The organism is Enterovibrio gelatinilyticus (genome assembly GCF_028683095.1).
GTDB lineage: Bacteria > Pseudomonadota > Gammaproteobacteria > Enterobacterales > Vibrionaceae > Enterovibrio > Enterovibrio gelatinilyticus.
This window is the reverse complement of the sequence record NZ_JAJUBC010000006.1, coordinates 1-24,604: the sequence shown is the minus strand read 5'-3', so window position 1 is coordinate 24,604 and position 24,604 is coordinate 1. Positions and strand designations below refer to the sequence as shown.

The window sequence follows — 24,604 nt, the reverse complement described above, 5'->3', positions numbered from 1 at the left end:
GCAGCGTTTCGGTTGTAGCCCTCACCGAATTGTGGGGCTATCTCCCTTGCTAAAATTTAGCGAGTTAGTTGATAAGCAAGTCCTGCACCTGCTTCTGCGCCACATGGCGGTCGACTCCATCTGATTGCATGGACTCACCAATGTTCACTTCAAGTTTTGACCAAAAGCGCGAGGGGCGAGTGGTGAGAGCGTGCCCACCTTTGTGGCTAAAGAACGAGCCCCACAACCCCTTGAGTGCCATTGGAACCACTAAGGTTTGTGTTCGTGCCAAAATCTTCTCAACGCCTGCTTTGAATTGGCCGAGTTCACCGTCTGATGTCAATCGACCTTCTGGGAATATGCAGACCAATTCCTCATTATTTAATGCGTCATCAATCTGCTCGAACGCGGCTTCGAACGTCTTTGCGCATTTGTATTTTGAACAGATCGGAATCACACCGGCATGGCGAAACACATATTTGAGTAGCGGAAGTTCACTGATAGATTTGTCCATCACAAATCGCACCGGGCGGGTAGATGCCCCCATCAAAATCAACGCATCAACATAACTGACGTGGTTGGCGACAATCAGGGCTGCGCCTTTTGCCGGAATGTGTTGGCGACCCTTTACCGAAACACGGTACAGGCAATGGCTGAGGAGGTAACTGATAAAGCGCTGCGTGAACTCAGGCACTTGGCGGTAAACAAATAATGCGACGACAAAGTTCCCTAATGCCATCAAAGCAAATAGCTCGACAATTGAAAAATCTAAAACACTCAGCACCAGAATTGAAACCGCCGCAGACGCAACCATAAACAGTGCATTCATGATGTTGTTCGCCGCAATTGATTGCGCACATTCGCCATCGGCAGAGCGCGATTGAATGAAAGCATACAAAGGAACGATGAACACACCGCCACTCACGCCGACAAAGAACAGATCAATCATCACCCTGTAGTGCATCGAATGCGCTAAGAACTCTTGCACGTTGTAATACTGAGCAGGGAAAGATTCGATACTCGGAACCGCCCACAACAAATCGCCCGTGAACAGCGTTAATCCCAAAATGCCAAAGGGGAGAATACCCAACTCAACATGGTTGAAAGATAACTTCTCACACAACCATGAACCTGCCGCGACACCAATCGAGAAAAGCGCGAGCAACAATGAAACTACAGTGCTGTCGGCATGCAAGTGTTCACGTGCAAAGTTAGGGAACTGCGTTAAATAGGTTGCGCCCATAAACCAGAACCAACTAATGGCAAGAATAGACATCCAAATACCTCGTTGTTTCCTTGCAACTTTCAGCGTTTTCTTCAGCCCTAAAATCGGTTCGAAACGTACCTTTTTACAATGCCTACTCGGCATAGAAGGAATGCGCAGGCTACTCAATAAACCTAACACCGACAGAGCGACAACAATGCATGATGCGAAGAAAGTACCGTTTGGAACCGCGAGTAACAGGCCAGCGCTCAGTGTGCCGATGAGAATAGAAAGGAAAGTCCCCATCTCGACCCATGCATTGCCTTTTACTAGTTCGTCTGGCTTCAACGCTTGAGGCAGCAGCGCGTATTTTACAGGGCCAAAGTAGGCCGATTGCGTACCGGTCATGAAAAGCAGAGCAAGCATAAGTGCCACGCTCTGGGTCAGAATCGCGGCCGCCGCGCATGTCATGATAAGCAGCTCAATCATTTTCAAACGGCGAATGAGTGTTGCTTTGTCCATGCTGTCAGCAACCGCTCCAGCATGCGCAGAGAATAAGAAAAATGGCAGAATAAAAAGGCCAGCGGCGAGGTTAATGAAAAGATCTACAGAAAATGGCAGTGCGTCAATCTGGCTATACGTCACCATCAACAACAGCACGTTTTTATAGAGGTTGTCGTTCAGTGCGCCAAGGCATTGTGTGATGAAGTAAGGGAAAAATCGTTTTGAGAAAAGCATGCTGGCTCCGTTGATGCAACTCACTGAGATGACTGCACCTTACGTGATGTGTACACATAAACCAGCGGCGCTGAAGGAGTGACATTATGAGAAACCCAAGGTAACAGTGGATGGAACTTTGGCGGAATAGCCTTCGTAAACAGTCTTCAATTCTAGCGGGGGGAGTAGACGCGTTTTCGCCTCAAACATTCTTTCTCTAGCACTCTCCCTTTAACACTCACTTCTCGTAACCACTAAAGCGTATCTCACCAATATGTGGTCGTTTGGGTTTATGTTCTAGATATAACCTCTGTGATACCGAGTCAGGAAGCGCAATATTCTGTACAGCGAATTGTGATCTTCAGTCAGGTCTTAATTTTGAGAAAAAATAATTTAGACAGGAAGAATTTAGACTCTGCGTTGGGTTATATGGAGACCATAATAATGAAAAAACATGCCCTTACCGCGCTGATTGCTGGGCTCATAGTGAGCACCACGTCGATAGCTGCACCGCAACAAGAATATCAGGATGAAATGGACCTCATGTTCCAGCAAATGCGAGCTCGCGTGCTTGAACTGCGTGAATACGCATCTGATGATGGCAATGTCATTCTAGAGAATGGCAAACGCTATATTATGGTCGATGGGCGACGTTTTGAAATCGACGCCATGAACTATTTGAACTTTGATTTACCGTTTCCTTATCACAACGAAGACGCCATTCGCCATGTGTTTTCGTTCTTCGATAACGACTGGTTATTGATGGAGTATGGACGTGGTGTGAATGCAGTACATCGTCTGTATGGTAACTATGAAGCGCCTGTGGGGCAGGGTTGCCAACTGGCCTATCAACCGTACAGTACGGGGGCGCATTTCGACCCTAAATCCGTTTTTGTAAAAGAAACGGAAAGTTGTGCGCTAGAAGAAAACGAAAGCCATGAACAACTCGCTTATCTGGGTAAGGCTCAGAAGCTGGATTTCGCCACCTTTGGCTACGAAAGCGAATCAGACTTTGCCCCAGAGTCTGTGGCTGTCAGCAATGGCAAAGTCTATGTGGGTAACACTCACAGCGGTTTTTCACACATCGTACGCTACGATCTGAAAACGCAGCAAGCGCTGGCTCCTATCACCGGTTTTACTTTTAACGGCACACAAGAATCTTACCGCGTCGTCAGCGATGTGACTGAACATAACGGTCGTCTGTATGTTGCATCACTTTCTTCAAACCGTGTTGATATCTACGATACCCGTGACGATTCCATCATTATGTCGTTGGGGACTGGGCAATGGGGTGGCAACACCTTCGACAAAAACCTGACTCACCCGTCAGCTGTTGCTGCCAATAACGACTATGTTTTTGTTGCAGATATCACGGGTAAAATTTCAGTGTACCTGCAAAGTGATGTCACGACAGAAAACCACAAGCGCACCACCAAGCATGCGTTCCTGAGCCTGCCTGATAGCAACAGTATTTGGTCAAATGTGAAGTTGGAAGTCGTAGGCAATGAACTGATTGCTAGCTTCGACAACAGCAAGACGTACGTTTTCGACATCACCCACATTGAAGCGAGTGATGTGCTGGTTGATGCGGAGAAAGTCTTTAACCGTACTTCACGCCGTAACGTTTATGAGTCTGCCAACGGTGATATTTTCGTGGGCACTAGCCAAGGTCAGATCGAGCAGTTCAGTGCGGGTAGTCTTGAATTTGGTGAGAACGGTGTGGTTAGCCCAACTGTTCACGAGTTTAGAACCTACCTGAATGCACAAACTAACGCAGAAGAGTCTACCTCAGCATCTTTCGACCTTGCTGTTGAAAACGACACGCTTGCGATGCTTCAAGGCCGAACTGTGCTGCTGAGTGAGATAAACAAACTGGATGTGTATGTCGATAAATACCCATCATGGGAGCAGCCTGTTGACTTTGATTTGTATGCGCCAGAAGTGGTTAAAACACCACTGTTGTTTGACGGTGAAAGCTGGGAAAGCCTGACGCAAAACCACAGTGTTCGCGTAGACCGTCTGTTGTCTGGCAAGCAGCACCTTGATGGCTTGGAAATCATCAGTTACGTGGCGCAGCGCACGCAAGATCTGACGGTGGAAGCGAGAATCGGTAAGAATACGCCGTGGATTAAACTGGGTTCACTGGTTGACCTTGACCCATTCTCGTCATTCAAACTGGATCATACGTTTGAGGATAGCTACAACTATCCGACGGTCTCTGGTGAGCAGTCAGTGGTGGTAATGGGCTTTAATGAACTCGACTACCTGCCAAAAGATTTGATTGATATTCGTCTGACATCGAAAACCGATGAATTTGTAAAGAAAATCACTGATTTCAAATCAAAATGGCGTTTGCACTTTGGTACCTATGGCTCGGGTGAAAATCCGGGTAACTGGGGGATGATCACGCCGCCATATGCACGTGAGTGGATGATCATCATGGCAAATTATGCCTATGTGATGAATAGCCCTGAATTCGAACATCTGTGGTTTAACTACAAGGCCAGTATCGGTCAGGGGCAGGAAGAGTTCTTCGGTAACGCTGGCCCTATCGACGGCCCTGGCGGCAACTTTACTCCAGCAGATTACGAGCGATACTATCAAGCGTTTATGGATCGTAGTTCTTTGCGCTTAGGAGTGTCGACTATCGGTGGTGGCTTAGGCGGCGGTAATGTGCTGGGTATTGATACTTGGTTCTACTACGCTCACTACTACAACTCAGGTATCGGTGTTGTTGGACACGAGTTCGGCCACCATTGGGGCTCGCATGACAGCAGTTTTGCCAATGAAGCACGTGGCTTACAGCGAATGACGCATGACATCCATCAAATGATGATCCGTCAGCAAAATCTTCCGTATCTGGATGATGAAATCAACGCATTCTACAAATCACCACAAGATCAGCTGCATAACAGTGTCGCGGAACATCTTCGTAAACCTAGACCAGTGGATAACGTGAACGTGGTTGAGCGTTATTTCCAAGAAAATGCACTGCCACTCAAACTATAATTTTGTTGGTAATGACATAAAAAAAGGGTCGCGAAATGCGACCCTTTTTTTGTCTCTTAGTACAGCATTAGCTGTTAGTTGAAACGGCAGGGTAGATAAACTACACAAAGTGCCCTCATCCTTTGCTAACCCACTTAACCTTCCCAGTGGTCATTTATAAAACTCGTGCTTTGAAGCGTTTGAATCACTTTTTCAAGCACGGGGCCGACGGCGTGACGACGCGAAACTAAGCACCCCACCGAGGTCATCCACCCAGTGTGTTCATGGGCGACGGGTAGGGCAATAACATTACCTTGTTGGATCATGGGCTTTGCAGACAGTTCGGGGACGTTCGCCCAACCCACACCTTTACTGACGAGACTCACCAAGGTTTGGTGAGTGTTGGCGTACCAGACTTTTGAACTGATGCCGTAGCTGAACCAAAGCTCTTTGTGCTCTGCGCTGCGATGAACGCATTGTCGGTATCGCTTTAAATCCGCATCATGAACAACAGGCAGTTCGGTCAATTTATGACGAGGTGCGGCAATGGTAAGAAACCGTGCTTGCCCAAGCAGAAAGAAATCCATGTCCACTTTCAATTCACCGTCAGCATAGATGATCCCCACGTGCGCTTTGCCGTCTCGCACCAAGTCTTCCACATCAAACGTAGAAGCCGTGATGATGTCGAAATGCGTGATAGGAAAGGCGTCACAGAGCGGCGCAAGAATAGCAATCAGGTTCTCGTCGATCAGACTTTCATCGACGGCAATCACCACTTCATGTTCGTGTTCTTGGGTCAAAGATTCGACTTTCTGATCGAAGTACTTTTGTTGATGAAGAATGGACTGGGCGATGGGTAACAGTGCCTTTCCATTTTCCGTCAAAACCGGGGTGTTTTTCTCTCGGTTAAACAACTCCTGATCGATGGCGATTTCAAGGTTTGCGATGGCTTGGCTAACGCCAGATTGGGCGCGCTTCAATTTGCGTGCGGCTGCAGAGAAGGAGCCACTTTCGCAGACGGTAACGAATATCTTTAATTGTTCGAAGCTGTACATGATGACACCAAGAAAAAACCTGTACGCTCAAGCTATCATTAATCGTGATGGCTGTTAACTTTGTTTATGGTTTTTGCCTGCCATAATCGCCACTTCGAAATCTTGGCTATCTTTCTTTTTGAGTTACCTTATGACTACCTTAGAACGTATTTTTCACTCAGTTTTGTTTGAAGCGCTTGCTATCACCTTCTCGGTGATTGGCTTATCTATGTTTACCGATCACGATCTTAAAGCGCTATCAGGAACTATGATAGTTGTGGCGACAATCGCTATGATTTGGAATTACTTTTTTAACCTGACATTTGATTACTTTGTGAAGGGTGAGAAAACAGAACGCTCATTTGGCACGAGGGTATCTCATGTATTGCTGTTTGAAGGTGGGCTACTATTTTTCACCATTCCGGTCATGGCTTACTTGTTGAATGTGAACCTGTGGGATGCGTTTATCATGGACATTGGGGTGACCATCTTCATTACGATTTACGCATTTTTGTTTAATCTGATTTACGACCACACTCGCGTATTCATCGTTCAGCAACGTCAGGTGAGCGTGTAACGCTTACGGCAATTGAAATGAGAAAAAGCCCGTCGCGCTGTTAACGGAAAATAGTTAACCAGAGCGGCGGGCTTTTGTTAGGTTTGGCTTAGTGCGAAATACCTAGCGTTACTTGGCAACTTTTCCGAGCTTGGTCCAGGTATCGACGACCGTATCTGGGTTCAATGACACTGAGCTAATGCCTTGCGCCATGAGCCATTCAGCTAAGTCGTCATGATCTGACGGGCCTTGACCACAAATGCCGACGTATTTGCCAGCACGTGTCGCGGCATCAATCGCCATTTTTAGCATGGCTTTCACTGCAGGGTTGCGTTCATCAAACAAGTGCGCGACATCGCCTGAATCACGATCCAAGCCCAGCGTTAGCTGTGTCATGTCGTTCGAACCAATCGAGAAGCCGTCAAAGTACTTTAAGAAATCATCCGCAAGTACGGCGTTTGATGGCAATTCACACATCATGATGACTTTCAGGCCTTGCTCACCACGGCGTAGGTCGAACTTCGCCAGCAAATCATTCACTTCTGCCGCTTCGCCCGTGGTGCGAACGAATGGGATCATGATTTCAACATTCTTGAGCCCCATGTCATTGCGCACACGCTTGATAGCCTGCGTTTCCAACTCGAAGCAATCTTCAAACACCGGCGAGATGTAACGCGATGCGCCGCGGAAGCCCAACATAGGGTTTTCTTCGTGCGGTTCAAACTCGCTACCACCAATCAGGTTGCTGTATTCGTTCGATTTGAAATCGGACATACGCACGATAACGCGCTTGGGCCAGAATGCTGCTGCGATGGTGGCGATCCCTTCTGTCAGCTTGCTGACGTAGAAATCGACTGGGTCTTTGTAGCCACGAATGCGTGAGTTGATTTTTGCTTTCAGCTCATCGCTCTGTGCGTCAAAGTTCAACAGGGCTTTCGGGTGAATGCCGATCATCTTATTGATGATGAACTCCAAACGCGCAAGGCCAACGCCTTCGTTTGGAATTTGTGCGAAATCGAACGCGCGGTCAGGGTTGCCGACATTCATCATCACTTTGGTAGGCAGCAATGGCAGTTCATCTACTGCGGATTGACGCACCACGAAATCGAGTTTTCCCTCGTAGACATAACCGGTTTCGCCTTCCGCACACGAAATGGTGACTTCTTGGCCATCACTGAGCTTACTGGTGGCATCGCCACAGCCGACGATGGCGGGAATGCCTAACTCACGCGCAATGATGGCAGCGTGGCACGTACGTCCACCGCGGTTAGTGACAATCGCTGCCGCTTTCTTCATCACAGGTTCCCAATCGGGATCTGTCATGTCGGTCACCAGCACGTCGCCTTCTTGCACGGATGACATTTCATCAAGCGAAGCAACAACGCGCACGCCACCGCTGCCGATGCGTTGACCAATGGCGCGGCCTTCAACCAGCACACCAGCTTTGTCGTTCAGTTCATAGCGTTCGATGATGTTGCCGTCCTTCTGCGAACATACGGTTTCTGGGCGCGCTTGCACGATGTATAGCTTGCCGTCGATGCCGTCTTTTGCCCACTCAATGTCCATTGCACGTTGGTAGTGCTTTTCGATGATCATCGCTTGTTTGGCTAATTCCGCAATTTCATCGTCAGTGAGTGAGAACTGGTTTTGTTCTTCTGGAGAGGTATCAACGATCTCGACCTGTTTGCCAATCACTTGGCTGTCGGCATAGATCATTTTGATAAGTTTGGAACCAAAGGTGCGTTTCACCACGGCAGGCGTGCCGGCTTCAAGAAGCGGCTTGTGCACGTAAAACTCATCAGGGTTTACTGCGCCTTGCACGACCATTTCACCCAATCCCCATGAAGAGGTGATGAACACGACTTGGTCAAAGCCAGATTCAGTGTCCAGCGTGAACATCACGCCTGATGAGGCTTGGTCAGAACGCACCATGCGTTGAATACCCGCAGACAGCGAGATACCACGGTGGTCAAACCCTTGGTGAACGCGATAAGAGATAGCGCGGTCGTTAAAGAGGGACGCGAAAACGTGTTTGGTGGCTTCAAGTACCGCATCAATGCCTTTCACATTGAGGAAAGTTTCTTGCTGACCCGCGAAAGAGGCGTCAGGCAAATCTTCTGCGGTGGCAGAGGAACGCACAGCGACAGAAAGCTCCGAATTTCCATCAACTAACGTTTCATAGTTATCACGAATATCCTGCTCAAGATCTGCAGGGAAGGGGGCATCTAATACCCATTGTCGAATAGTGGCGCCGGCGTGGCGCAGTGCATCGACGTCTTCAACATCGAGTTCATCAAGAATCTGATGAATGCGCTCGTCCAGCCCTTCAAAATCAAGAAACTGGTTAAACGCATACGAGGTGGTTGCATACCCGTTTGGCACGGATACGCCCGCGTTGGCGAGGTTTGACACCATTTCGCCGAGGGACGCATTCTTGCCGCCGACTTTGTCGACATCATCCATTGATAGGGAATCGAACCACAGGGTGTTCTTTTGCATTTCTTTCTCCAGAAATAGTGCAGCAATTGGGATTTTAGTGGCAATCTTGGCCTCTCAACGAATAAAACCACGATGAGTTTTAAAAGCTGTGGAGACACAAGTAGCTTGCCGAGTGTCGTTATTGTTATCGTTGTGTATATATCCTATGAAAAATTTGCGAGAAGATTAACCATCTATGCACAAAGAAATTCAAAGTCGAGACGTCTTCTATGTTTCGGATGGGACAGCCATCACATGCGAGACGTTAGGACATGTCGTTTTGGGGCAATTTGCATTTGAGGCGAATGAAAAAACCTTTCCCTTCGTCGAAACTGAAGACAAGGTTTGCGAGCTGCTAAAACGGATTCAGCATTCTTACGAACGTGATGGCGTGAAGCCGCTGGTTTTCTTTTCCATGGTGATCCCAGAGATCCGTGAACGCCTGATGGAGGCCCCAGCATTTTTCTATGATGTGCTGGAAAGCATGGTGCAACGGGTCGCGGAAGATACTCAGTTAGAACCGAAGCCGAAATTGCAGCGCTCTCGCAGTGTAGGGAAGGATTCAGATACCTATTTCGATCGTATTTCTGCCATCGAATATACCTTGGCCCATGATGATGGGGTGTCGCTGAGAGATCTCGAACATGCTGACATCATCCTACTAGGCGTGTCTCGAAGCGGGAAAACGCCAACCAGTTTGTACATGGCGATGCAGTTTGGCCTGCGGGTAGTGAATTACCCTTTTATCGCCGAAGACATGAAGATGCTGCGCTTGTTGCCTGAATTTGAATTTCATCGACACAAGCTGTTTGGTTTGACGATAGACGCAGCGCGATTGACCCAAATCCGCGAGAATCGGCTTTCAGGCAGTGAATACGCCAGCACAGAACAGTGCGAGCAAGAAGTGAACACCATTGAATCACTGTTTCGCCGTGAAGCGATTTCTTACATCAACACCACGGCGCTGTCTGTTGAAGAAATCACCACGCGTGTGCTCGAGAAAACAGGGCTTAAACGCCGTTTGTTCTGAGTCCGCTTTAATAGAACCCAAAGCCCATCTGTGTTGAACAAACTCAACCAGATGGGCTTTTTGTTGGCTCAAGTTGAGAGCAGACAAAACGCAAATCAAGGGGCGCGTGATTCTGCATCAAGCGGTGAAATGCGACTTGGTTACGGCGCATAAATCCCGCAAGCACATTATAGAAACTGCACATAATCCTCACGTCCTAGGGCAAGAATACAGAATCTGCGCGTGGGCTCTCTGTAAACTTTTTACTATCAAGCACGTGAACTTGTGCATTACCGATAGGAAAAGGACGTCATAAGCATGCTGAAACTGTCAGGGACACTTACTCATTTTTTAAATCCTCTTGCGTCTGCCAAGCACGCTTACAGCGCAGAGCAGCGTTCGGTGTTAAGTGTTGAACATGCACAAACGGCGATTCAAGATATTACTCGCTGGCCGGGATATGCGGTTACCCCGCTACATGATTTAAGTGCCACGGCAGCCGCGTCGAAGCTGGGTAAGCTCTGGTACAAAGATGAGTCACAGCGATTTGGCTTAAAAAGCTTTAAAGCCTTGGGCGGTGCGTATGCAGTAGCCCGACAGCTTCAACTTGTACTGCAAGCACGCCATGGCGAGATGCCCACTATTGATGATTTGCTGGCCGGCAAATGGCAGAAAGAAGCGGCAGACGTGGTGGTAAGCTGCGCGACCGATGGCAACCACGGACGTTCGGTTTCTTGGGGCGCTCAAATGTTTGGTTGTCAGTGCATTATTTACATTCATCGTGACGTGTCGGAAGGGCGTAAGGAAGCGATGGAAGCGTTTGGCGCGCAGGTAATTCGCATTGCGGGAAACTATGACGAATCGGTGCGAACAGCTGATGTTGAAGCGAAAAAGCACGACCGCGTTATCGTGTCAGATACCTCTTACGAAGGTTATATGGAGATCCCGAAAGACGTGGCATTGGGTTACACCGTCATGTTGTCTGAAATTGTTGAGCAACTGGATGGCGAAGTTCCTACTCATGTCTTTGTGCAAGGTGGCGTAGGGGGCTTGGCGTCTGCGGTATGCGGGTATTTCTGGGATGTATGGGGAGAGGCGCGTCCTCGATTCGTTATCGTTGAGCCTGAAAAAGCAAACTGCCTTCAGCAAAGTGCCAAAGCAGGAAAACCGGTGGCAGTGTTGGGTGACTTAGAGACTTTGATGGCAGGGCTTGCTTGTGGCGAAGTCTCTAGTTTGGCGTGGACGATTCTCTCCAATGGTGCTGATGATTTTATGACGATCAGTGAAGAGGCTATTCCAGAAGCGATGAGAATATTGGCGAAAGGCTACGACACCGAGCCTGCCATTGAAGCGGGTGAATCGGCAGTGCCAGGGTATGCAGCAGCGATCATTGCGAATCGATCGCCTGAATTTGCAAACAAACTGGGGTTAGACAGCACAAGCCGTGTGTTGGTGTTAGGCACTGAAGGTGCTACAGACCCTGAGCTATACCGAGAACTTGTTGGCTAAGCGTTAGCCAAATAATGACGAGATATTCACGTCAAAAAGCGGCGCGTTTTCGCGCCGCTTTCTTTTAAAAAAACAGGAAAATGCTTACTCTGCGTGCTCATCAATCGGCACGGACAGACCCACTTTGACAGGGTCCATCACCACATTGGTTTGAAAGCTTTTGATGTTCGCGTTATCGAAGAAGGCTTCTCGGGTGAAGGTGTCATACCCTGCCATATCTGCCGCTGTCACAATGAGAATGAAATCCGAACTTCCGGTCACGTAATAACACTGCTGTACTGAGCGATTGGCTTTCATTTCCTTTTTAAAGTTGTGCATCAAATCCACGCGCTCTCTTTCCAGCGTCACTTGCACAACAAACGTCATTGCGTAGCCCAAGGCTTTGGGGTCAACCACTGATACATCCGAACGAATGACTTTGTGTTCTCGCATGCGCTTTAAGCGACGTTGAACGGCAGCGGGAGAAAGCCCGACTTGGTCGGCAATGTAGTCAGACGTTGCTCGATTTGACGCTTGAACGATGTTCAGTATTTTTCGATCAAAGTTGTCTATCGCCGAGGAGGAAGAGTGCGCCATATTGATTCTGTCCTTAGAAAGTCGGTGTTAATAATGGGAGCGTGATGCGTTCATCTTTAAGACAAGATAGGGAAGTTAATGTCTTGTTAGCGCCTCGTTTTTTCTCCGCTACTAAAAAATGACTATAGCGCATAAAAAATGCGGATTTTCTTCATTCCTTGTCTTCTTTATTAGGATTTTCTTCAAACTCCTCGGGTGATTATTGCACTTGTGAAGGAAATGTAATGATCAAATCGGCGTTTGGATATTGAGACGTTAATTCTGAGATATGAGTTTAAAGACATGGATGAGATGCAGGTTAAAACCTTAGTACCCGCGTATGAGTTAGAGCACCTCGCACCGTTAGGACGGATTGGCGTGATTGCGTTGGCGACAGATTTCAATATTGAGCAAGACCTTAACAGCATCTATCCCAGCGATGTGCGTGCCTTCACCAGCCGTGTAAGAAACGTCAACCCACTCACGGTTGAAAATCTGCGCACCATGGCGCCGGGTATCAGTAAAGCCGCTGACAGCATCCTCCCCAACACCGACTTAGACGTGATCATTTATGCCTGCACCTCGGGAACCGTAGCAATAGGCAGCGACCGCGTGACCGAACTCGTGCATCAAACACGTCCAAACGTTGCTGTGACGAATCCGGTGACTGCCGCATTGTGTGCATTCAATGTCTTGGGGGCGAAAAAGCTATCCATTTTGACGCCATACACTGAGGCCGTGAACCGCGAGATGGCAGCGACGTTTTCGGCAGAAGGTTATGAGGTACTAAACATTGCAGGGTTCGGCTTTGAAGACGACACCGCCATGACTTATATCTCGCCAGAAGACATCGCGCAGGCTGCCATTTCAAACTGCGACCCAGAGGCGGACTTATTGTTTATCTCCTGCACTGCTTTGCGCGCAACCCATGTCTTGAAGCGCGTTGAATTGGCGCTCGATAAACCTGTAGTGAGCAGTAACCAGGTGCTGGTGTGGCATTCGCTGCGCTTGTTGAAATACCCAAAACCCATTGAAGGGTTTGGTGTGTTGTTAGATCAGTATCTCGCGCAATAGCGCATCTGTTTCTATTGTCTGAAATAGGGATGTTTTATTAATGACGACTTACGGAGCGCACACAATGTCATTGCCTTCTTCGGGATCACCTTCATTGAAATCAGGGCCGTCTTTGTCAGAGCAACTGATTACGGACATGACAACATGGCGGCGCCACTTACATCAATTTCCAGAGTGCGGATTTGAAGTCAATCTTACGGCGGATTTCATTGCAGAAAAACTAGAAAGCTTTGGTATTCAGGTTGAACGAAACGTGGGTAAAAGTGGGCTGGTGGGCATCCTTCGCAGCGGCGACAGTGATGCAAGCATTGGGCTGCGTGCTGACATGGATGCGCTGCATATTCATGAACAAAACACCTTCGCGCACTGCTCAAAACATGATGGGAAAATGCATGCCTGTGGTCACGACGGGCACTCTGCCATGTTGCTCGGCGCGGCGTGTTATTTGGCACAGTGCCCCAGTTTTAACGGTACAGTCTATTTCATTTTTCAACCTGATGAAGAGCATGGCTGTGGCGCTCAAGCCATGATTGATGATGGCTTGTTTGAGCGTTTTTCGATTGATGAGGTCTATGGAATTCACAACTTCCCTGGCCTTGCCGAGGGTGAGCTTATGGTTCGCCCAGGTTCATTGATGGCGAGCGAGAGCGGCTTTGAAATTTCCATCAAAGGTGTTGGTGGACACGCAGCGCTGCCGCATCAAGGGATTGACCCAATGGTGGTTGGCGCACAAGTGATCCTTGCCCTGCAAACGGTCGTGTCGCGCAATCTTAGCGCCATCAGTGAAACCGCTGTTGTGTCTGCCACCGAGTTTATTACCGACGGTACAGTGAACGTCATTCCCACCCAAGTAACCATAAAAGGCGACTGCCGATGTTTTACGGAAGCCACGCTTGCCCGTATTGAAGAAAGCATGGCGCGAATCGTGGCAGGGATTTGTCAGGCCGCTGGCGCAAGCCATACCTTTACGTTCACCAATACGTTTTACCCCACAGTGAATGCCAAACAACAAACGGTGTACGCCGTTGAAGCCGCACGGAAAGTATTGGGCACTGACAACGTGAATGCTGAATGCGAGCCGCTGACCATCTCTGAAGATTTCTCCAGCATGCTGCGTGTGAAACCGGGCTGCTATGTCCTATTGGGTAACGGGACTGAATCTATTGGAGGCTGTGCCCTCCACAATCCGAAATACGATTTCAATGACCGCATTCTCCCCCTAGGTGCGCGTTATTGGATACAGCTGGTCAATGACCGTTTGGGTGACGCCATGGTGAATTGACTCAGCTAAAGCTGCAAAACAGAAAGATCGAGATATGAAGTAAACCCTTAATCACCCACATCTCTGAGTGACCTGTGTCTGAGTGAAGAGTCTCCCAATGAGCCTTATCACTTGGGGGCATTCGTGCGGCGAAAATTTCGCTAAAGAGCTCAGTAAATAGCGATAAAAAGGAAGTAAAGGATGAAGCGATTTGGCATAGCACTACTGAGTTTAGGCATGATTTTCAGTGCCCACGCTGAAACATGGAAGTTTGCGTCTGAGGAAGATAAAACGGACGTGCAGGACATTTATGCGCAGAAATTTGCCGAGGTGATCAAGAAAGAATCGGACGGTGATATTCGTGTTCGTATTTACTACTACGGTCAGCTTGGTACAGAGAATGACATCGTTGAACTAGCCGCCAAAGGTACGATTCAATTCGTGTCTGTGGGATCTGGGCACTTAGGCTCCTATGTCCCAGAAGTACAAGCGGTGAGTCTGCCATATGTGTTGGGTACAGACGAAGAGATCACACACAAGGTGCTGACAAGCAGCCCAACCATTTACAACGAACTCGCACCAAAATTCGAGAGCGTGAATTTGAAACTGCTCTCCATGATGTCAGAAGGTGAAATGGTGTGGGGCGCAAACAAAGCTGTGCGTTCACCAGAAGACTTTGCCGATCAGAAGATCCGTACCTTTACCTCAACCATCCCTGTTGAAACCTACAAAACGTTTGGTGCAACGCCGACCCCATTATCTTGGGGAGAAGTGTACGGTTCGCTGCAGTTGAAAACCATTGATGGCATGGTGAACCCGATTTACTTCATCTACAACGCTAAGTGGCATGAAGTGCAGGACTTTTTGATGTTCCCAGGCCAACAACCTTACGTGGGTACCGTGTCGACCAATAGTGAGTGGTTTAACGGTTTGTCTGAAGAGAAACAAGCCATGATCCGTAAAGCGATTAAGGCGGCAGATAAAGCGGCATACGACTACCAAATCCGCATTAACAGCGAAAACATGGAGAAAATCCTCAAAGAACGCCCTGATATGCAAGTGGTGGTGTTAACGGAAGAAGAGCGCAATCGCTTCAAGGTATTGAGCGAAAATCTCCACGGCACTTACTACGATGTGGTGGCGAACGCTTACCCTGAGGACCAAAAAGACGCGGCGCGTGAGGGTGCACGAAACATCCTTCAAAACTTGCTAAGTGAAGTCGACGCAGCATCAACTGCGAAGTAAGTGTTGGCCCATGAGCGAATAAACATGGGCTGACGAGTATGCGCGATGTTCTGACAACACTCACAGACCATCGCGCGTATTTCCCTTTTACAAAGCAACGGCTTTCAACGAGTGCTCGAGAAGTATTGCTGATGCGAGTGAAGGACGTTTTATGAAAAATCTGTTGAAGAAGGTTAGCCTGATCACCGAGAAGCTTGAGCGCTTTTTGATCATGACAGGCATTATCGCCATGATGGTGAATTCCACGGCAAATGCCATCGGTCGCTACGCGTTTAACAAAAGCATTTTCTTTTCCGAGGAACTGAATCAGTTTCTTATCGTTGGCGTCACTTTTATTGGCTTTGCCTATGCCGTTCGAAAAGGGCGGAACATTCGCATGACGGCGGTTTATGATTCACTAAGCCTGCGCGCCAAAAAAATCCTAACCACAGTGATTGCGCTAACGACCTCGCTACTCTTGTTTTATCTCGCCTATTTGTCAGTGTTCTATGTAATAGAGCTCAAAAACATCAACCGCCTCAGTCCCGCTTTGCAAATGCCGGTTTATTACATCTACGCCATTATTCCTGTTGGTTTTGCCATGGCGGGGTTGCAGTACGCCATGAGCTTTGCCATGAACCTGCTTCATAAAGAAATCTATGTGTCTTTTGATGTCACGGAAGATAAAACCGACAAAGGGAGCGCATTGTAATGAACGAAGTAATACAGTTTTTTGGTGACATTATCGCAGGTGAACTCGATATCTATGTGATCACCTTTACCCTCGTTTCTGTCATGGTTGTGCTGCTTTTTCTGAGTTTTCCAATGGTGGTGCCGCTCGCGGTTGGCGCATTGATTGGTTTGATTCACTTTTCACAAGTGGACCCCGAAGTGCTGATTCAGCAAATGGTCACGGGCATTTCCCCAAATGCCTTGATTGCGGTGCCCATGTTCATTTTGGCCGCCGACATCATGACGCGAGGCCATACGGCTTATAACCTGCTGGGCCTCATTCAAGCCTTTGTTGGACACCTTCGTGGCGGTTTGCCGATCACCACCTGTATCAGCTGTACTTTGTTTGGTTCGGTCTCAGGCTCCACGCAAGCGACGGTGGTGTCGGTGGGGCAGATCATGCGCCCCAAGCTGTTGCAAGCTGGCTACAAAGACAGCTTTGTGATGGCGTTGATCATCAATGCCAGTGATATCGCTTTTCTTATTCCGCCAAGTATTGGCCTGATTTTGTATGGCACGTTAGCCAATGCCAGTGTCGGCGAGTTGTTTATTGCGGGTATTGGGCCGGGCATCGTGCTAACGGGTTTCTTCGCGATTTATAGCTACCTCTACAGTGCAAAACATGCTGATTCCATCAGCTTGGTGGAAGAAACGAATACGGCTGAGAAGATCGAGGCCATCAAGAAAGCCATTTTACCGCTGGGTTTTCCTGCGCTCATCATCGGCGGGATCTACTCGGGCGTGGTGACACCAACGGAAGCGGCGTCTTTTGCTGTGCTTTACGCCATCATTGTTGAGTGCGTTTTCTATCGCATACTGGGTGTGAAAGACATCTGTGATGCGGCACTAAGCACAGGCTTGATTACGGCAGTGGTATTCGTGTTGGTAGGGGTCGGGCAGGCATTCTCTTGGTACATCTCGTTTGAACAAATTCCTCAAGATTTGCTCGCGCCGCTGGATTTAAGCAGTGCGTCGCCTGAGTACATTTTGTTTGTTATTGCCTTGGCATTCTTCGTTGGTTGTATGTTTGTTGATTCGCTGGTGGTGTTGTTGATTCTAACGCCTATCTTCATGCCGATCGTCAATGCTGCAGGGCTCGACCCTATCCTCGTTGGGGTTCTCATTACCTTGCAAATGGCGATTGGTTCAGCGACACCACCATTTGGCTGTGACATTTTCACGGCAATTGCGATATTTGAACGTCCTTATCTAGAGGTGATCCGCGGGACATTGCCGTTCTTTCTCATTCTTTTATTTATGTCGGCATTGCTGATTTTCTTTCCGAGCATCGCATTGCTACCAAGAGACATATTATTTGGTTAGGCCATACTTAAATAGCGCATCAACGAAAAGGAAACCAATATGCCAACAAAGCCCCTAGTGGCGCCAGTGCGTGGCTTCGCAGTGGTTGAGTTTGAACATAGAACATTGCAATTGCAGAAACACATGCGTGAACAGCAGGTGGATGCGGTGTTCTTCACCACCGAACCCGAGTTTCGATATTTCAGTGGCTTTAAATCCCAGTTTTGGGAGAGCCCTACACGCCCTTGGTTTTTGGTGGTGCCCGCGGAAGGGAAGCCTATCGCTGTGGTGCCAGAAATTGGGGTCTCTGGGTTTGACCAAACATGGATTGAAGACGTAAGAAGCTGGCCTTCGCCGCGTCCAGAGGATGACGGCATCTCTTTGTTGGCGACAACCTTGGCAGAGGTCAGTACACGCTTCCGCCGAGTGGGTGCGATGTTGGGGCCTGAAACGCATTTACGCATGCCCGCACAAAACTTTGTCGCATTGCAGCAGATTTTGATGCACCACGAACTGGTGGATGTATCGAGTAGTGTGCGGGAGATTCGCAGCATTAAATCGCAGGCCGAAATAGAGAAAGTGCACTTTGCATGCGGCGTTGCTGCGGCGGGTTTTGAGTATCTTCGTGGTCATCTTTCAGCAGGCATGACAGAGCGTGAGGCGTGTAAAGCCATGCACCTCGAAATGTTGCGTTTGGGGGCCGATAACTGCCCGTATTTGATTTCATCTTCAGGACTGGGTGGGTATGACAACATCATCATGGGTCCGACCGACCGTGTGCTGAATGACGGCGATGTTTTGATCATCGATACAGGCACAAACTTTGATGGCTACTTCTGCGATTTTGACCGGAATTTCGGATTTGGTGATGTCGATTCCGGCACATTACGCGCCTATGACGCGGTCTATGCCGCCACTGAGGCCGGGCTGAATATCGCTGCGCCAGGTTGCACCACAGGCGATGTGTGGCAAGCAATGTGGACGGAGCTAGAAAAAGGCGGTGCACTGGGTAACGATGTCGGCAGAATGGGGCATGGGTTGGGGATGCAGCTTACCGAGTGGCCCTCGCATGTGCCGAATGGCGACGTAGAGTTGAAAGCGGGCATGGTGTTAACGCTTGAGCCAGGAATGGCGTTTGCGCCCAACAAGATGATGGTGCATGAAGACAACATCGTGATCACTGAATCTGGTTGCGAACTGCTGCATGACAGAACATGGCAGACGATGCCGCTTATCTGATCAGTGGGTTTAATGGTCTAGCTTGATGGCCAAGTTCAGTTGCTTAGTTTGATGATTTTATTCAATCAGCGATGACTAATAGCAAGGGGAATTGGTCGATTAGAAACGAATTCGAACAAAAAAGGGGAGGAAGAAAACTACCCAATGAATTCTCCATTCGATAGTATTGGAACAGCATTCGAATTTAGTCTGGAAACAACGTCATCATGAACAATGCTCCAACACATAAACCACGCCCGATGGTCGACCTTGTCGTCAGCATCGTCATTCCAGCTTTTGTTCTCATGAAACTAAGCGGAGAAAATGATTTAGGTGCAAGCGGTGGTTTGATTGTCGCCCTTAGCTTCCCGCTTGGCTGGGGGTTATTTGAGCTTGTTAAATATAGAAAATTTAACTTCATCGCACTGTTAGGCTTAGCCAACGTATTACTGACGGGCGGTATTGGCTTACTTGAACTGGACACCAAATGGCTCGCGATAAAAGAAGCTGCTATCCCTGCCGCGATTGGCCTTGCTGTACTGGGTTCAACCTTCACGTCTTCCCCATTAGTGAAGGCATTACTTTTCAACCCGTCCGTGATGGATGTTGAGAAGATCAATCAACAGCTTCATATGCGAAATAGCATGGCAGCGTTTGAAAGCCGTTTGATGAAAGCGACATATCTTGTTGCGGGTTCATTTGCGTTTTCAGCCACGATGAATTTCATTCTTGCTAAGTGGATTGTCACTAGCCCTGCTGGAACGCCGGAGTTTAATGAGCAATTGGGTCAGTTGACCTTATACAGCTACCCAATGATTGCACTGCCATCCACTATCATGATGATGGGTATCTTCTACTACTTGTGGCGCACCATTCACGATCTGACAGGGTTAAAACTGGAAGAAGTGTTGGCAAACAGTTCGTCGAAGTAAGTATCAGCGACTAGGGCGAGTTTAGTCTCGTCCTAGTCCATCAACAATCGCCACTGACTCGCCTTTGCACCGAATCAACATTGCCTCATATCACACTCATCCATCGTGTCATCGCTCAAATCTATTCAACCGCAACGGCTCTTAGCAATTCGACCACACGATGGTGTAAGCCCGCAGGGTCGGGGAATAGGCGTTTTGAATATAGCCAGTTGGTATGAGTGCCAATGGAGATTTGACCGCTGCTGATCTTGATACCGGGGTTGACGTAAATATCACCGTTTTGAAGAATGTTTCTCGCCATTTCTCTAGAAAGTGTCCACCGGTGACCGCTGCGCTTGTTTGGACGTCGGTCATCCAAATGACACTCAATACCGTTGATTGTTTTCTTAAGCCATGTGGTTTGGTTACTGGTTTCAAACAGCTTAATATCTTCGACATCGGGGTTAATGGGCGCGTTCTCGTCCACGACTTCTGATTCTTGACTGTCTTCTTTCAAGAAGGCTTTCCACGCTAACCACGCACCAAACCCCGCGATGCCCGTTTGTGCCACTTTGGATAGAAGGTCGACGGCTTCCGTTAACACTTCCCACATCATGTTGCTCCATCAATCACGTTTGCCATGGCTAAAGACTGGATGAAAATCAGTGACTAGGGTGTACGTTATGTTAGACGAGGGGGCAAAAGGTCTATCAACGACGGACGTGTTAAGCCGTGGGTCGGTTTGTTTGGTTTGGTGAGTGGTGTGGTTTTAACTCCAAAATTGTTTGATGTAGACGAAAGGGCTGCATTACTGGTTGAGTGTATTATACTCTAACGATGGAAACGTTTACATTAGCATGCGTAAACGTTCGGTACGCCGACGCCATCTCTGATTTATTGGTGTGGTTATCCCGAATCCTGCTCAAAATGGCGCTGATGTAATCATGACAAATGGATGAGTAATGACGATGTCGAATGTTGAATTTAACCCTGTTGATCACGCACATCGACGGTATAACCCGCTAACTGGTCAATGGATCCTTGTATCTCCACATCGTGCTAAACGACCGTGGAGTGGTCAAGACGAAAAGCCATCCTCACAGGCGTTACCGAGCTATGACAAACAGTGTTTTCTGTGTCCGACGAACAAGCGAGTGTCTGGCGACAAAAATCCCGACTACCAAGGGACTTACGTATTCAATAACGATTTTGCTGCGTTAATGGTGGAATCACCGGATGCGCCCGAATCGGATAGTCTGCTGTTCAAAACCCAAGGCGTTCGTGGGTTAAGTCGCGTTATCTGTTTCTCGCCGGATCACAGCAAAACGCTGCCTGAGCTTCCGCTTGAAAGCATTCGCGGTGTTATTGATACGTGGAACGAGCAAATCGAAGAACTGGGTGAAAATTTTGTTTGGGTGCAAGCATTCGAAAACAAAGGCGAAACCATGGGCTGTTCGCAGCCGCATCCTCATGGACAAGTTTGGGCAAACAGCTTTTTACCCAATGAAATTGAGCGCAAAGAACGCCACTTAAACGCCTACTATCAAGAGCAAGGCTCTAATCTGCTCGTGGATTATGTGCATGCCGAATTGAAAGATGGTGCTCGCGTGGTGGTTGAAACCAAGCATTGGGTTGCTGTTGTGCCTTATTGGGCCGCTTGGCCCTTTGAAACCCTGTTGCTGCCAAAAACGCACATTCGTCGTATGAGCGAATTGAGTGATGGACAGCGCGATGATTTGGCGATTGCCATTAAGAAATTGACCAGTCGCTATGACAACGTATTTCAATGTTCCTTTCCGTACTCGATGGGTTGGCATTACGCGCCATTCTTTGATGAAGGGACAGATATTGAACATTGGCAATTGCATGCGCTTTTCTATCCGCCATTGCTACGGAGCGCATCGGTTCGCAAGTTTATGGTGGGTTATGAGATGTTGGCGGAAAGCCAGCGTGACCTGACCGCAGAACAGGCGGCCCAGCGCTTACGAGAGGTCAGTGACGTGCACTATAAAGAGCAAGAATAAGCACATAGCAATACCGAATTCAGAGGGCTTGTCTTATACGGGCGGGCTCCACGTAGTTTGACATTTCATAAGAGCGATAAACATGTCTGATCTCATCCTAAATGTGAAAGCGTCTTTTGAGAAGATTTTTCACTACTCGCCCACGCACATTGTGCAAGCCCCTGGGCGCGTTAATTTGATTGGTGAACACACGGATTACAACGACGGATTTGTTCTGCCATGTGCGATCAATTATCAAACCATGGTGGCTGCAGCCAAGCGTAATGACAACATAGTGCGCGTTGTTTCTGTCGACTTTGATAATGCCTTGGACGAATTTGACCTTTCTAAAGACATCACCTTCCAAGAAGGAAAAATGTGGGCGAACTATATTCGTGGTGTCGTTAAATGCTTGCTAGACCGCGGTTTTGTGTTCAGTGGCGCTGACATTTCGGTAAGCGGGAACGTTCCGCAAGGCGCAGGCTTGAGTTCTTCTGCTGCGCTAGAAGTGGTGGTAGGACAAACGTTTAAAGCGCTATATCAACTGGACATTTCTCAAGCAGAGATTGCCCTAAATGGCCAGCAAGCGGAAAACGATTTTGTTGGCTGTAACTGCGGCATCATGGATCAAATGATCTCCGCGGAAGGCAAAAGAAATCATGCAATGTTGCTTGATTGCCGCACATTGGAAACCCAATTGGTTCCGGTGCCGGAAGACGTAGTGGTAGTGATCATCAACTCCAATAAGAAGCGTGGTTTGGTTGATAGCGAATACAATACCCGTCGAGAGCAGTGTGAAGAAGCAGCGCGTATTTTTGGTGTAAAAGCGCTACGTGACGTGACGATTGAGCAGTTCAATGCGCGCGCGGGCGATCTTAATCCGCTTGTCGCGAAACGTGCCCGACATGTGATCACCGAAAATGATCGTACGTTGGCGGCGGCGAATGCTTTGAGAGGTGGTGATATCAAGCAATTGGGCGAGTTGATGGCGGCGTCTCATGCGTCAATGCGAGACGATTTTGAAATCACGGTAAAAGAAGTGAACGCATTGGTAGATATTGTGCAGGGCGTGATTGGCAAGCAAGGTGGTGTTCGCATGACAGGCGGCGGCTTTGGCGGCTGTATTGTCGCACTTATTCCACCGACATTGGTTGATGAAGTGAAAGCGGCGGTAGAAACCAACTACGAAGCGCAAACGGGCTTGGTGGCATCGATTTACGTGTGTCAGGCAAAAGATGGCGCAGGGCTGGTAGAAGTTCTGTAAGGAACGGAGACGGAGCAATCGTTGTCGCAAGGAGTGAGCCCGTGGTCTTTCATTTCTAGCGTCTCATCCTGTTACGTTTGGGGCGTGTTTTTACCTTGGTTAGTGGGTTTTGCCCCAAACTCGTGTCAGGTCGATCGGCTCTGGCACGGCTCTGTCCCATTTCTTGCTGGGGATGCCAATTCTCCGATTTCAATGTACTGAATAATTTTTAGTCCATTCGGGTAATAAAGGTTTGCTCGTCATCCACAAAAGCCACAAAGCCGCCATGATAGATAAACACCCGACCACGTCCCTCAACGAGACAGGCAAGCTGTGGGTTCAAATCTTCTTCGTTATCCTGACTTTGAAAAGTGCCGGTATCGGTGATTACGCCGCTGAGTGTCGGCAAATATCCGTAAGTGCGCTTGGCTTGATCAATCAGGTTCAATTCGCTGGCGGTCGAGAAGCAAGAGGGGATCGTACCGGCATCTTCGATAAACATAGTTTTCAGTTCTACATAAGCTGTAATAACCAGCCAGTCGATGCCGTTAACATGATGGATAAACATAGAGTTTCTCGGTAATTCTGATGCGGAGATTTTACCACTATCAGGGGAGAACGTATTAGAGATTTAGTGGGTAAAGGAGGTAATTCTGTGCCATTTCTGGACATTTACTAGGCCAGCTTGTAACAGGCTTTTTTCCACTATTGAGCCAGAGTAGAAACTCATCAAAATTCTTCGCCACTGAATTTCCCATACCTAACTAATGACCGATAGCGTATCTGTCGGGATTTTAAGTACTGGTTAAATATGCAGCCCTGAAGGTGACGGTGCATAATCTTCAATCTCACCGATTTGTCACTTTTTAACAACGTGACTTTTGCAGGTTGGATCTTAGTTTTATAAAACAGAATGTTACGTTAGATGGTAGAATGGCAGTTTGTTGTTATTGGACTAAATGGCGTGTTTAAACACACCATTTAGGGAGCTAATACACTGTTATGCGCCAGTGCAAGGAGTCGTTATTTCAATGATTGATTCATACTTCGAAATCTTAAATGAGCTTAGTCACGAAGATATAATCGAAGTGTATCCGACAACATTGGATGTGAATCTTCCTGACAAAAGTGGAAATTATTTGTTAGATGAAGCTTGCTCGCTTTCTCAAATTGAAAATGTGGCATTTTTTATATCTAAAGGTGCAGATATAAATAAACTAGATGAATTTGGGGCTACTCCAATTCTTCGCGCTGTAAATTCTGGATGTATTGAAATTGTTGCCTTATTAATCTCATTAGGAGTAGATGTCAATATACGCGATGATTGTGGGGTAACTCCTTTACTTAAAGGGGTGGAGTCTAAGCATTGTGAAATTGTTTCTTTGCTAATATCTGCTGGGGCAGATATTGAAGGAAGGGGATTTATGGATCAGACTCCTTTTTTGAAAGCTTGCAATTATGGACCACTCAAACTTATCGAACTTTTAGTTAAAAATGGCTGTAATATTCATGCTACATACACAGACTATGGCGAGGAATATACTGCTTTTGAAAACGCACAAACGATAGAAATAAAAAAATACCTTATTGGCTTGGGTGTTGGCGCA

At 47.9% G+C, this 24,604-nt stretch carries 20 protein-coding genes; 14 read left to right on the top strand and 6 right to left on the bottom strand.

What is annotated here, in order from left to right:
* Window positions 1-64 precede the first annotated feature (64 nt).
* Entirely contained in the window at window positions 65-1,921 is a 1,857-nt protein-coding gene (locus LRP50_RS06820) for an MFS transporter (protein ID WP_274163715.1), read from the bottom strand.
* A gap of 423 nt (window positions 1,922-2,344) precedes the next feature.
* Here LRP50_RS06820 and LRP50_RS06815 point away from each other — a divergent pair, with 423 nt between their 5' ends.
* A complete protein-coding gene (locus LRP50_RS06815) occupies window positions 2,345-4,909 on the top strand; it encodes a YncE family protein (protein ID WP_274163714.1) in 2,565 nt (854 codons plus the stop codon).
* A gap of 134 nt (window positions 4,910-5,043) precedes the next feature.
* Here the strand turns inward: LRP50_RS06815 and LRP50_RS06810 are convergent, their stop codons facing one another.
* Window positions 5,044-5,943: a LysR family transcriptional regulator gene (locus LRP50_RS06810; protein ID WP_274163713.1), complete on the bottom strand. Its 900-nt coding sequence runs from the start codon at window positions 5,941-5,943 to the stop codon at window positions 5,044-5,046.
* A 130-nt stretch (window positions 5,944-6,073) separates the two neighbouring features.
* Between LRP50_RS06810 and LRP50_RS06805 the strand changes: the two genes are divergently transcribed.
* Window positions 6,074-6,499: a PACE efflux transporter gene (locus LRP50_RS06805; protein ID WP_274163712.1), complete on the top strand. Its 426-nt coding sequence runs from the start codon at window positions 6,074-6,076 to the stop codon at window positions 6,497-6,499.
* A gap of 108 nt (window positions 6,500-6,607) precedes the next feature.
* On the opposite strand, the gene ppsA is transcribed toward LRP50_RS06805, so the two are convergent.
* A complete protein-coding gene (gene ppsA / locus LRP50_RS06800) occupies window positions 6,608-8,977 on the bottom strand; it encodes a phosphoenolpyruvate synthase (protein WP_274163711.1) in 2,370 nt (789 codons plus the stop codon).
* 175 nt (window positions 8,978-9,152) lie between these two features.
* Here ppsA and ppsR point away from each other — a divergent pair, with 175 nt between their 5' ends.
* Together ppsR and LRP50_RS06790 are read left to right on the top strand one after the other, a co-directional pair.
* The gene (gene ppsR, locus LRP50_RS06795) at window positions 9,153-9,986 is read left to right on the top strand and encodes a posphoenolpyruvate synthetase regulatory kinase/phosphorylase PpsR (protein ID WP_274163710.1); all 834 of its coding nucleotides are present in this window, start codon (window positions 9,153-9,155) and stop codon (window positions 9,984-9,986) included.
* Between the two features lie 297 nt (window positions 9,987-10,283).
* Complete coding sequence (locus LRP50_RS06790; protein ID WP_274163709.1) at window positions 10,284-11,474, top strand: diaminopropionate ammonia-lyase; 1,191 nt, start codon at window positions 10,284-10,286, stop codon at window positions 11,472-11,474.
* A gap of 84 nt (window positions 11,475-11,558) precedes the next feature.
* Here LRP50_RS06790 and LRP50_RS06785 read toward each other — a convergent pair whose 3' ends face one another.
* Entirely contained in the window at window positions 11,559-12,050 is a 492-nt protein-coding gene (locus tag LRP50_RS06785) for an Lrp/AsnC family transcriptional regulator (protein ID WP_274163708.1), read from the bottom strand.
* A 291-nt stretch (window positions 12,051-12,341) separates the two neighbouring features.
* Between LRP50_RS06785 and LRP50_RS06780 the strand changes: the two genes are divergently transcribed.
* From LRP50_RS06780 to LRP50_RS06750, 7 genes are all read left to right on the top strand, one after another.
* Window positions 12,342-13,103, top strand: a complete 762-nt coding sequence (locus tag LRP50_RS06780; RefSeq protein ID WP_274163882.1) for a maleate cis-trans isomerase family protein — start codon at window positions 12,342-12,344, stop codon at window positions 13,101-13,103.
* Window positions 13,104-13,167: 64 nt separating this feature from the next.
* Window positions 13,168-14,385 (top strand): M20 aminoacylase family protein, encoded by a 1,218-nt coding sequence (locus tag LRP50_RS06775; RefSeq protein WP_274163707.1) that lies wholly within the window; start codon window positions 13,168-13,170, stop codon window positions 14,383-14,385.
* Window positions 14,386-14,565: 180 nt separating this feature from the next.
* On the top strand, window positions 14,566-15,609 hold the full coding sequence (gene dctP, locus LRP50_RS06770) for a TRAP transporter substrate-binding protein DctP (RefSeq protein ID WP_274163706.1): 1,044 nt from the start codon (window positions 14,566-14,568) through the stop codon (window positions 15,607-15,609).
* 151 nt (window positions 15,610-15,760) lie between these two features.
* Window positions 15,761-16,300: a TRAP transporter small permease gene (locus LRP50_RS06765; RefSeq protein WP_274163705.1), complete on the top strand. Its 540-nt coding sequence runs from the start codon at window positions 15,761-15,763 to the stop codon at window positions 16,298-16,300.
* Window positions 16,300-17,643 (top strand): TRAP transporter large permease, encoded by a 1,344-nt coding sequence (locus LRP50_RS06760; RefSeq protein ID WP_274163704.1) that lies wholly within the window; start codon window positions 16,300-16,302, stop codon window positions 17,641-17,643. Before LRP50_RS06765 ends, LRP50_RS06760 begins: the two co-directional genes overlap by 1 nt.
* A gap of 39 nt (window positions 17,644-17,682) precedes the next feature.
* Window positions 17,683-18,861, top strand: a complete 1,179-nt coding sequence (locus LRP50_RS06755; protein WP_274163703.1) for a M24 family metallopeptidase — start codon at window positions 17,683-17,685, stop codon at window positions 18,859-18,861.
* A gap of 206 nt (window positions 18,862-19,067) precedes the next feature.
* Window positions 19,068-19,772, top strand: a complete 705-nt coding sequence (locus tag LRP50_RS06750) for a VC0807 family protein (RefSeq protein ID WP_274163702.1) — start codon at window positions 19,068-19,070, stop codon at window positions 19,770-19,772.
* 121 nt (window positions 19,773-19,893) lie between these two features.
* On the opposite strand, the gene LRP50_RS06745 is transcribed toward LRP50_RS06750, so the two are convergent.
* Window positions 19,894-20,367: a hypothetical protein gene (locus LRP50_RS06745; protein ID WP_274163701.1), complete on the bottom strand. Its 474-nt coding sequence runs from the start codon at window positions 20,365-20,367 to the stop codon at window positions 19,894-19,896.
* Window positions 20,368-20,719: 352 nt separating this feature from the next.
* Between LRP50_RS06745 and LRP50_RS06740 the strand changes: the two genes are divergently transcribed.
* Both LRP50_RS06740 and galK read left to right on the top strand, forming a co-directional pair.
* The gene (locus LRP50_RS06740; protein ID WP_274163881.1) at window positions 20,720-21,775 is read left to right on the top strand and encodes a UDP-glucose--hexose-1-phosphate uridylyltransferase; all 1,056 of its coding nucleotides are present in this window, start codon (window positions 20,720-20,722) and stop codon (window positions 21,773-21,775) included.
* Between the two features lie 82 nt (window positions 21,776-21,857).
* Complete coding sequence (gene galK, locus LRP50_RS06735) at window positions 21,858-23,018, top strand: galactokinase (RefSeq protein ID WP_274163700.1); 1,161 nt, start codon at window positions 21,858-21,860, stop codon at window positions 23,016-23,018.
* Between the two features lie 208 nt (window positions 23,019-23,226).
* Here the strand turns inward: galK and LRP50_RS06730 are convergent, their stop codons facing one another.
* Window positions 23,227-23,565 carry a cytosolic protein gene (locus LRP50_RS06730; protein WP_274163699.1) on the bottom strand — a complete coding sequence of 113 codons (339 nt, stop codon included), beginning with the start codon at window positions 23,563-23,565 and terminating at the stop codon, window positions 23,227-23,229.
* Between the two features lie 463 nt (window positions 23,566-24,028).
* On the opposite strand from LRP50_RS06730, the gene LRP50_RS06725 reads away from it, so the two are divergent.
* The coding region (locus tag LRP50_RS06725; protein ID WP_274163698.1) for an ankyrin repeat domain-containing protein at window positions 24,029-24,604 on the top strand (576 nt) is incomplete at its 3' end.

Bases quoted from the DNA above. Each gene is read 5' to 3' on its own strand.
- LRP50_RS06820 (WP_274163715.1), bottom strand. From the start codon at position 1,921: ATGCTTTTCTCAAAACGATTTTTCCCTTACTTCATCACACAATGCCTT.
- LRP50_RS06815 (WP_274163714.1), top strand. From the start codon at position 2,345: ATGAAAAAACATGCCCTTACCGCGCTGATTGCTGGGCTCATAGTGAGC.
- LRP50_RS06810 (WP_274163713.1), bottom strand. From the start codon at position 5,943: ATGTACAGCTTCGAACAATTAAAGATATTCGTTACCGTCTGCGAAAGT.
- LRP50_RS06805 (WP_274163712.1), top strand. From the start codon at position 6,074: ATGACTACCTTAGAACGTATTTTTCACTCAGTTTTGTTTGAAGCGCTT.
- ppsA (WP_274163711.1), bottom strand. From the start codon at position 8,977: ATGCAAAAGAACACCCTGTGGTTCGATTCCCTATCAATGGATGATGTC.
- ppsR (WP_274163710.1), top strand. From the start codon at position 9,153: ATGCACAAAGAAATTCAAAGTCGAGACGTCTTCTATGTTTCGGATGGG.
- LRP50_RS06790 (WP_274163709.1), top strand. From the start codon at position 10,284: ATGCTGAAACTGTCAGGGACACTTACTCATTTTTTAAATCCTCTTGCG.
- LRP50_RS06785 (WP_274163708.1), bottom strand. From the start codon at position 12,050: ATGGCGCACTCTTCCTCCTCGGCGATAGACAACTTTGATCGAAAAATA.
- LRP50_RS06780 (WP_274163882.1), top strand. From the start codon at position 12,342: ATGCAGGTTAAAACCTTAGTACCCGCGTATGAGTTAGAGCACCTCGCA.
- LRP50_RS06775 (WP_274163707.1), top strand. From the start codon at position 13,168: ATGTCATTGCCTTCTTCGGGATCACCTTCATTGAAATCAGGGCCGTCT.
- dctP (WP_274163706.1), top strand. From the start codon at position 14,566: ATGAAGCGATTTGGCATAGCACTACTGAGTTTAGGCATGATTTTCAGT.
- LRP50_RS06765 (WP_274163705.1), top strand. From the start codon at position 15,761: ATGAAAAATCTGTTGAAGAAGGTTAGCCTGATCACCGAGAAGCTTGAG.
- LRP50_RS06760 (WP_274163704.1), top strand. From the start codon at position 16,300: ATGAACGAAGTAATACAGTTTTTTGGTGACATTATCGCAGGTGAACTC.
- LRP50_RS06755 (WP_274163703.1), top strand. From the start codon at position 17,683: ATGCCAACAAAGCCCCTAGTGGCGCCAGTGCGTGGCTTCGCAGTGGTT.
- LRP50_RS06750 (WP_274163702.1), top strand. From the start codon at position 19,068: ATGAACAATGCTCCAACACATAAACCACGCCCGATGGTCGACCTTGTC.
- LRP50_RS06745 (WP_274163701.1), bottom strand. From the start codon at position 20,367: ATGATGTGGGAAGTGTTAACGGAAGCCGTCGACCTTCTATCCAAAGTG.
- LRP50_RS06740 (WP_274163881.1), top strand. From the start codon at position 20,720: ATGTCGAATGTTGAATTTAACCCTGTTGATCACGCACATCGACGGTAT.
- galK (WP_274163700.1), top strand. From the start codon at position 21,858: ATGTCTGATCTCATCCTAAATGTGAAAGCGTCTTTTGAGAAGATTTTT.
- LRP50_RS06730 (WP_274163699.1), bottom strand. From the start codon at position 23,565: ATGTTTATCCATCATGTTAACGGCATCGACTGGCTGGTTATTACAGCT.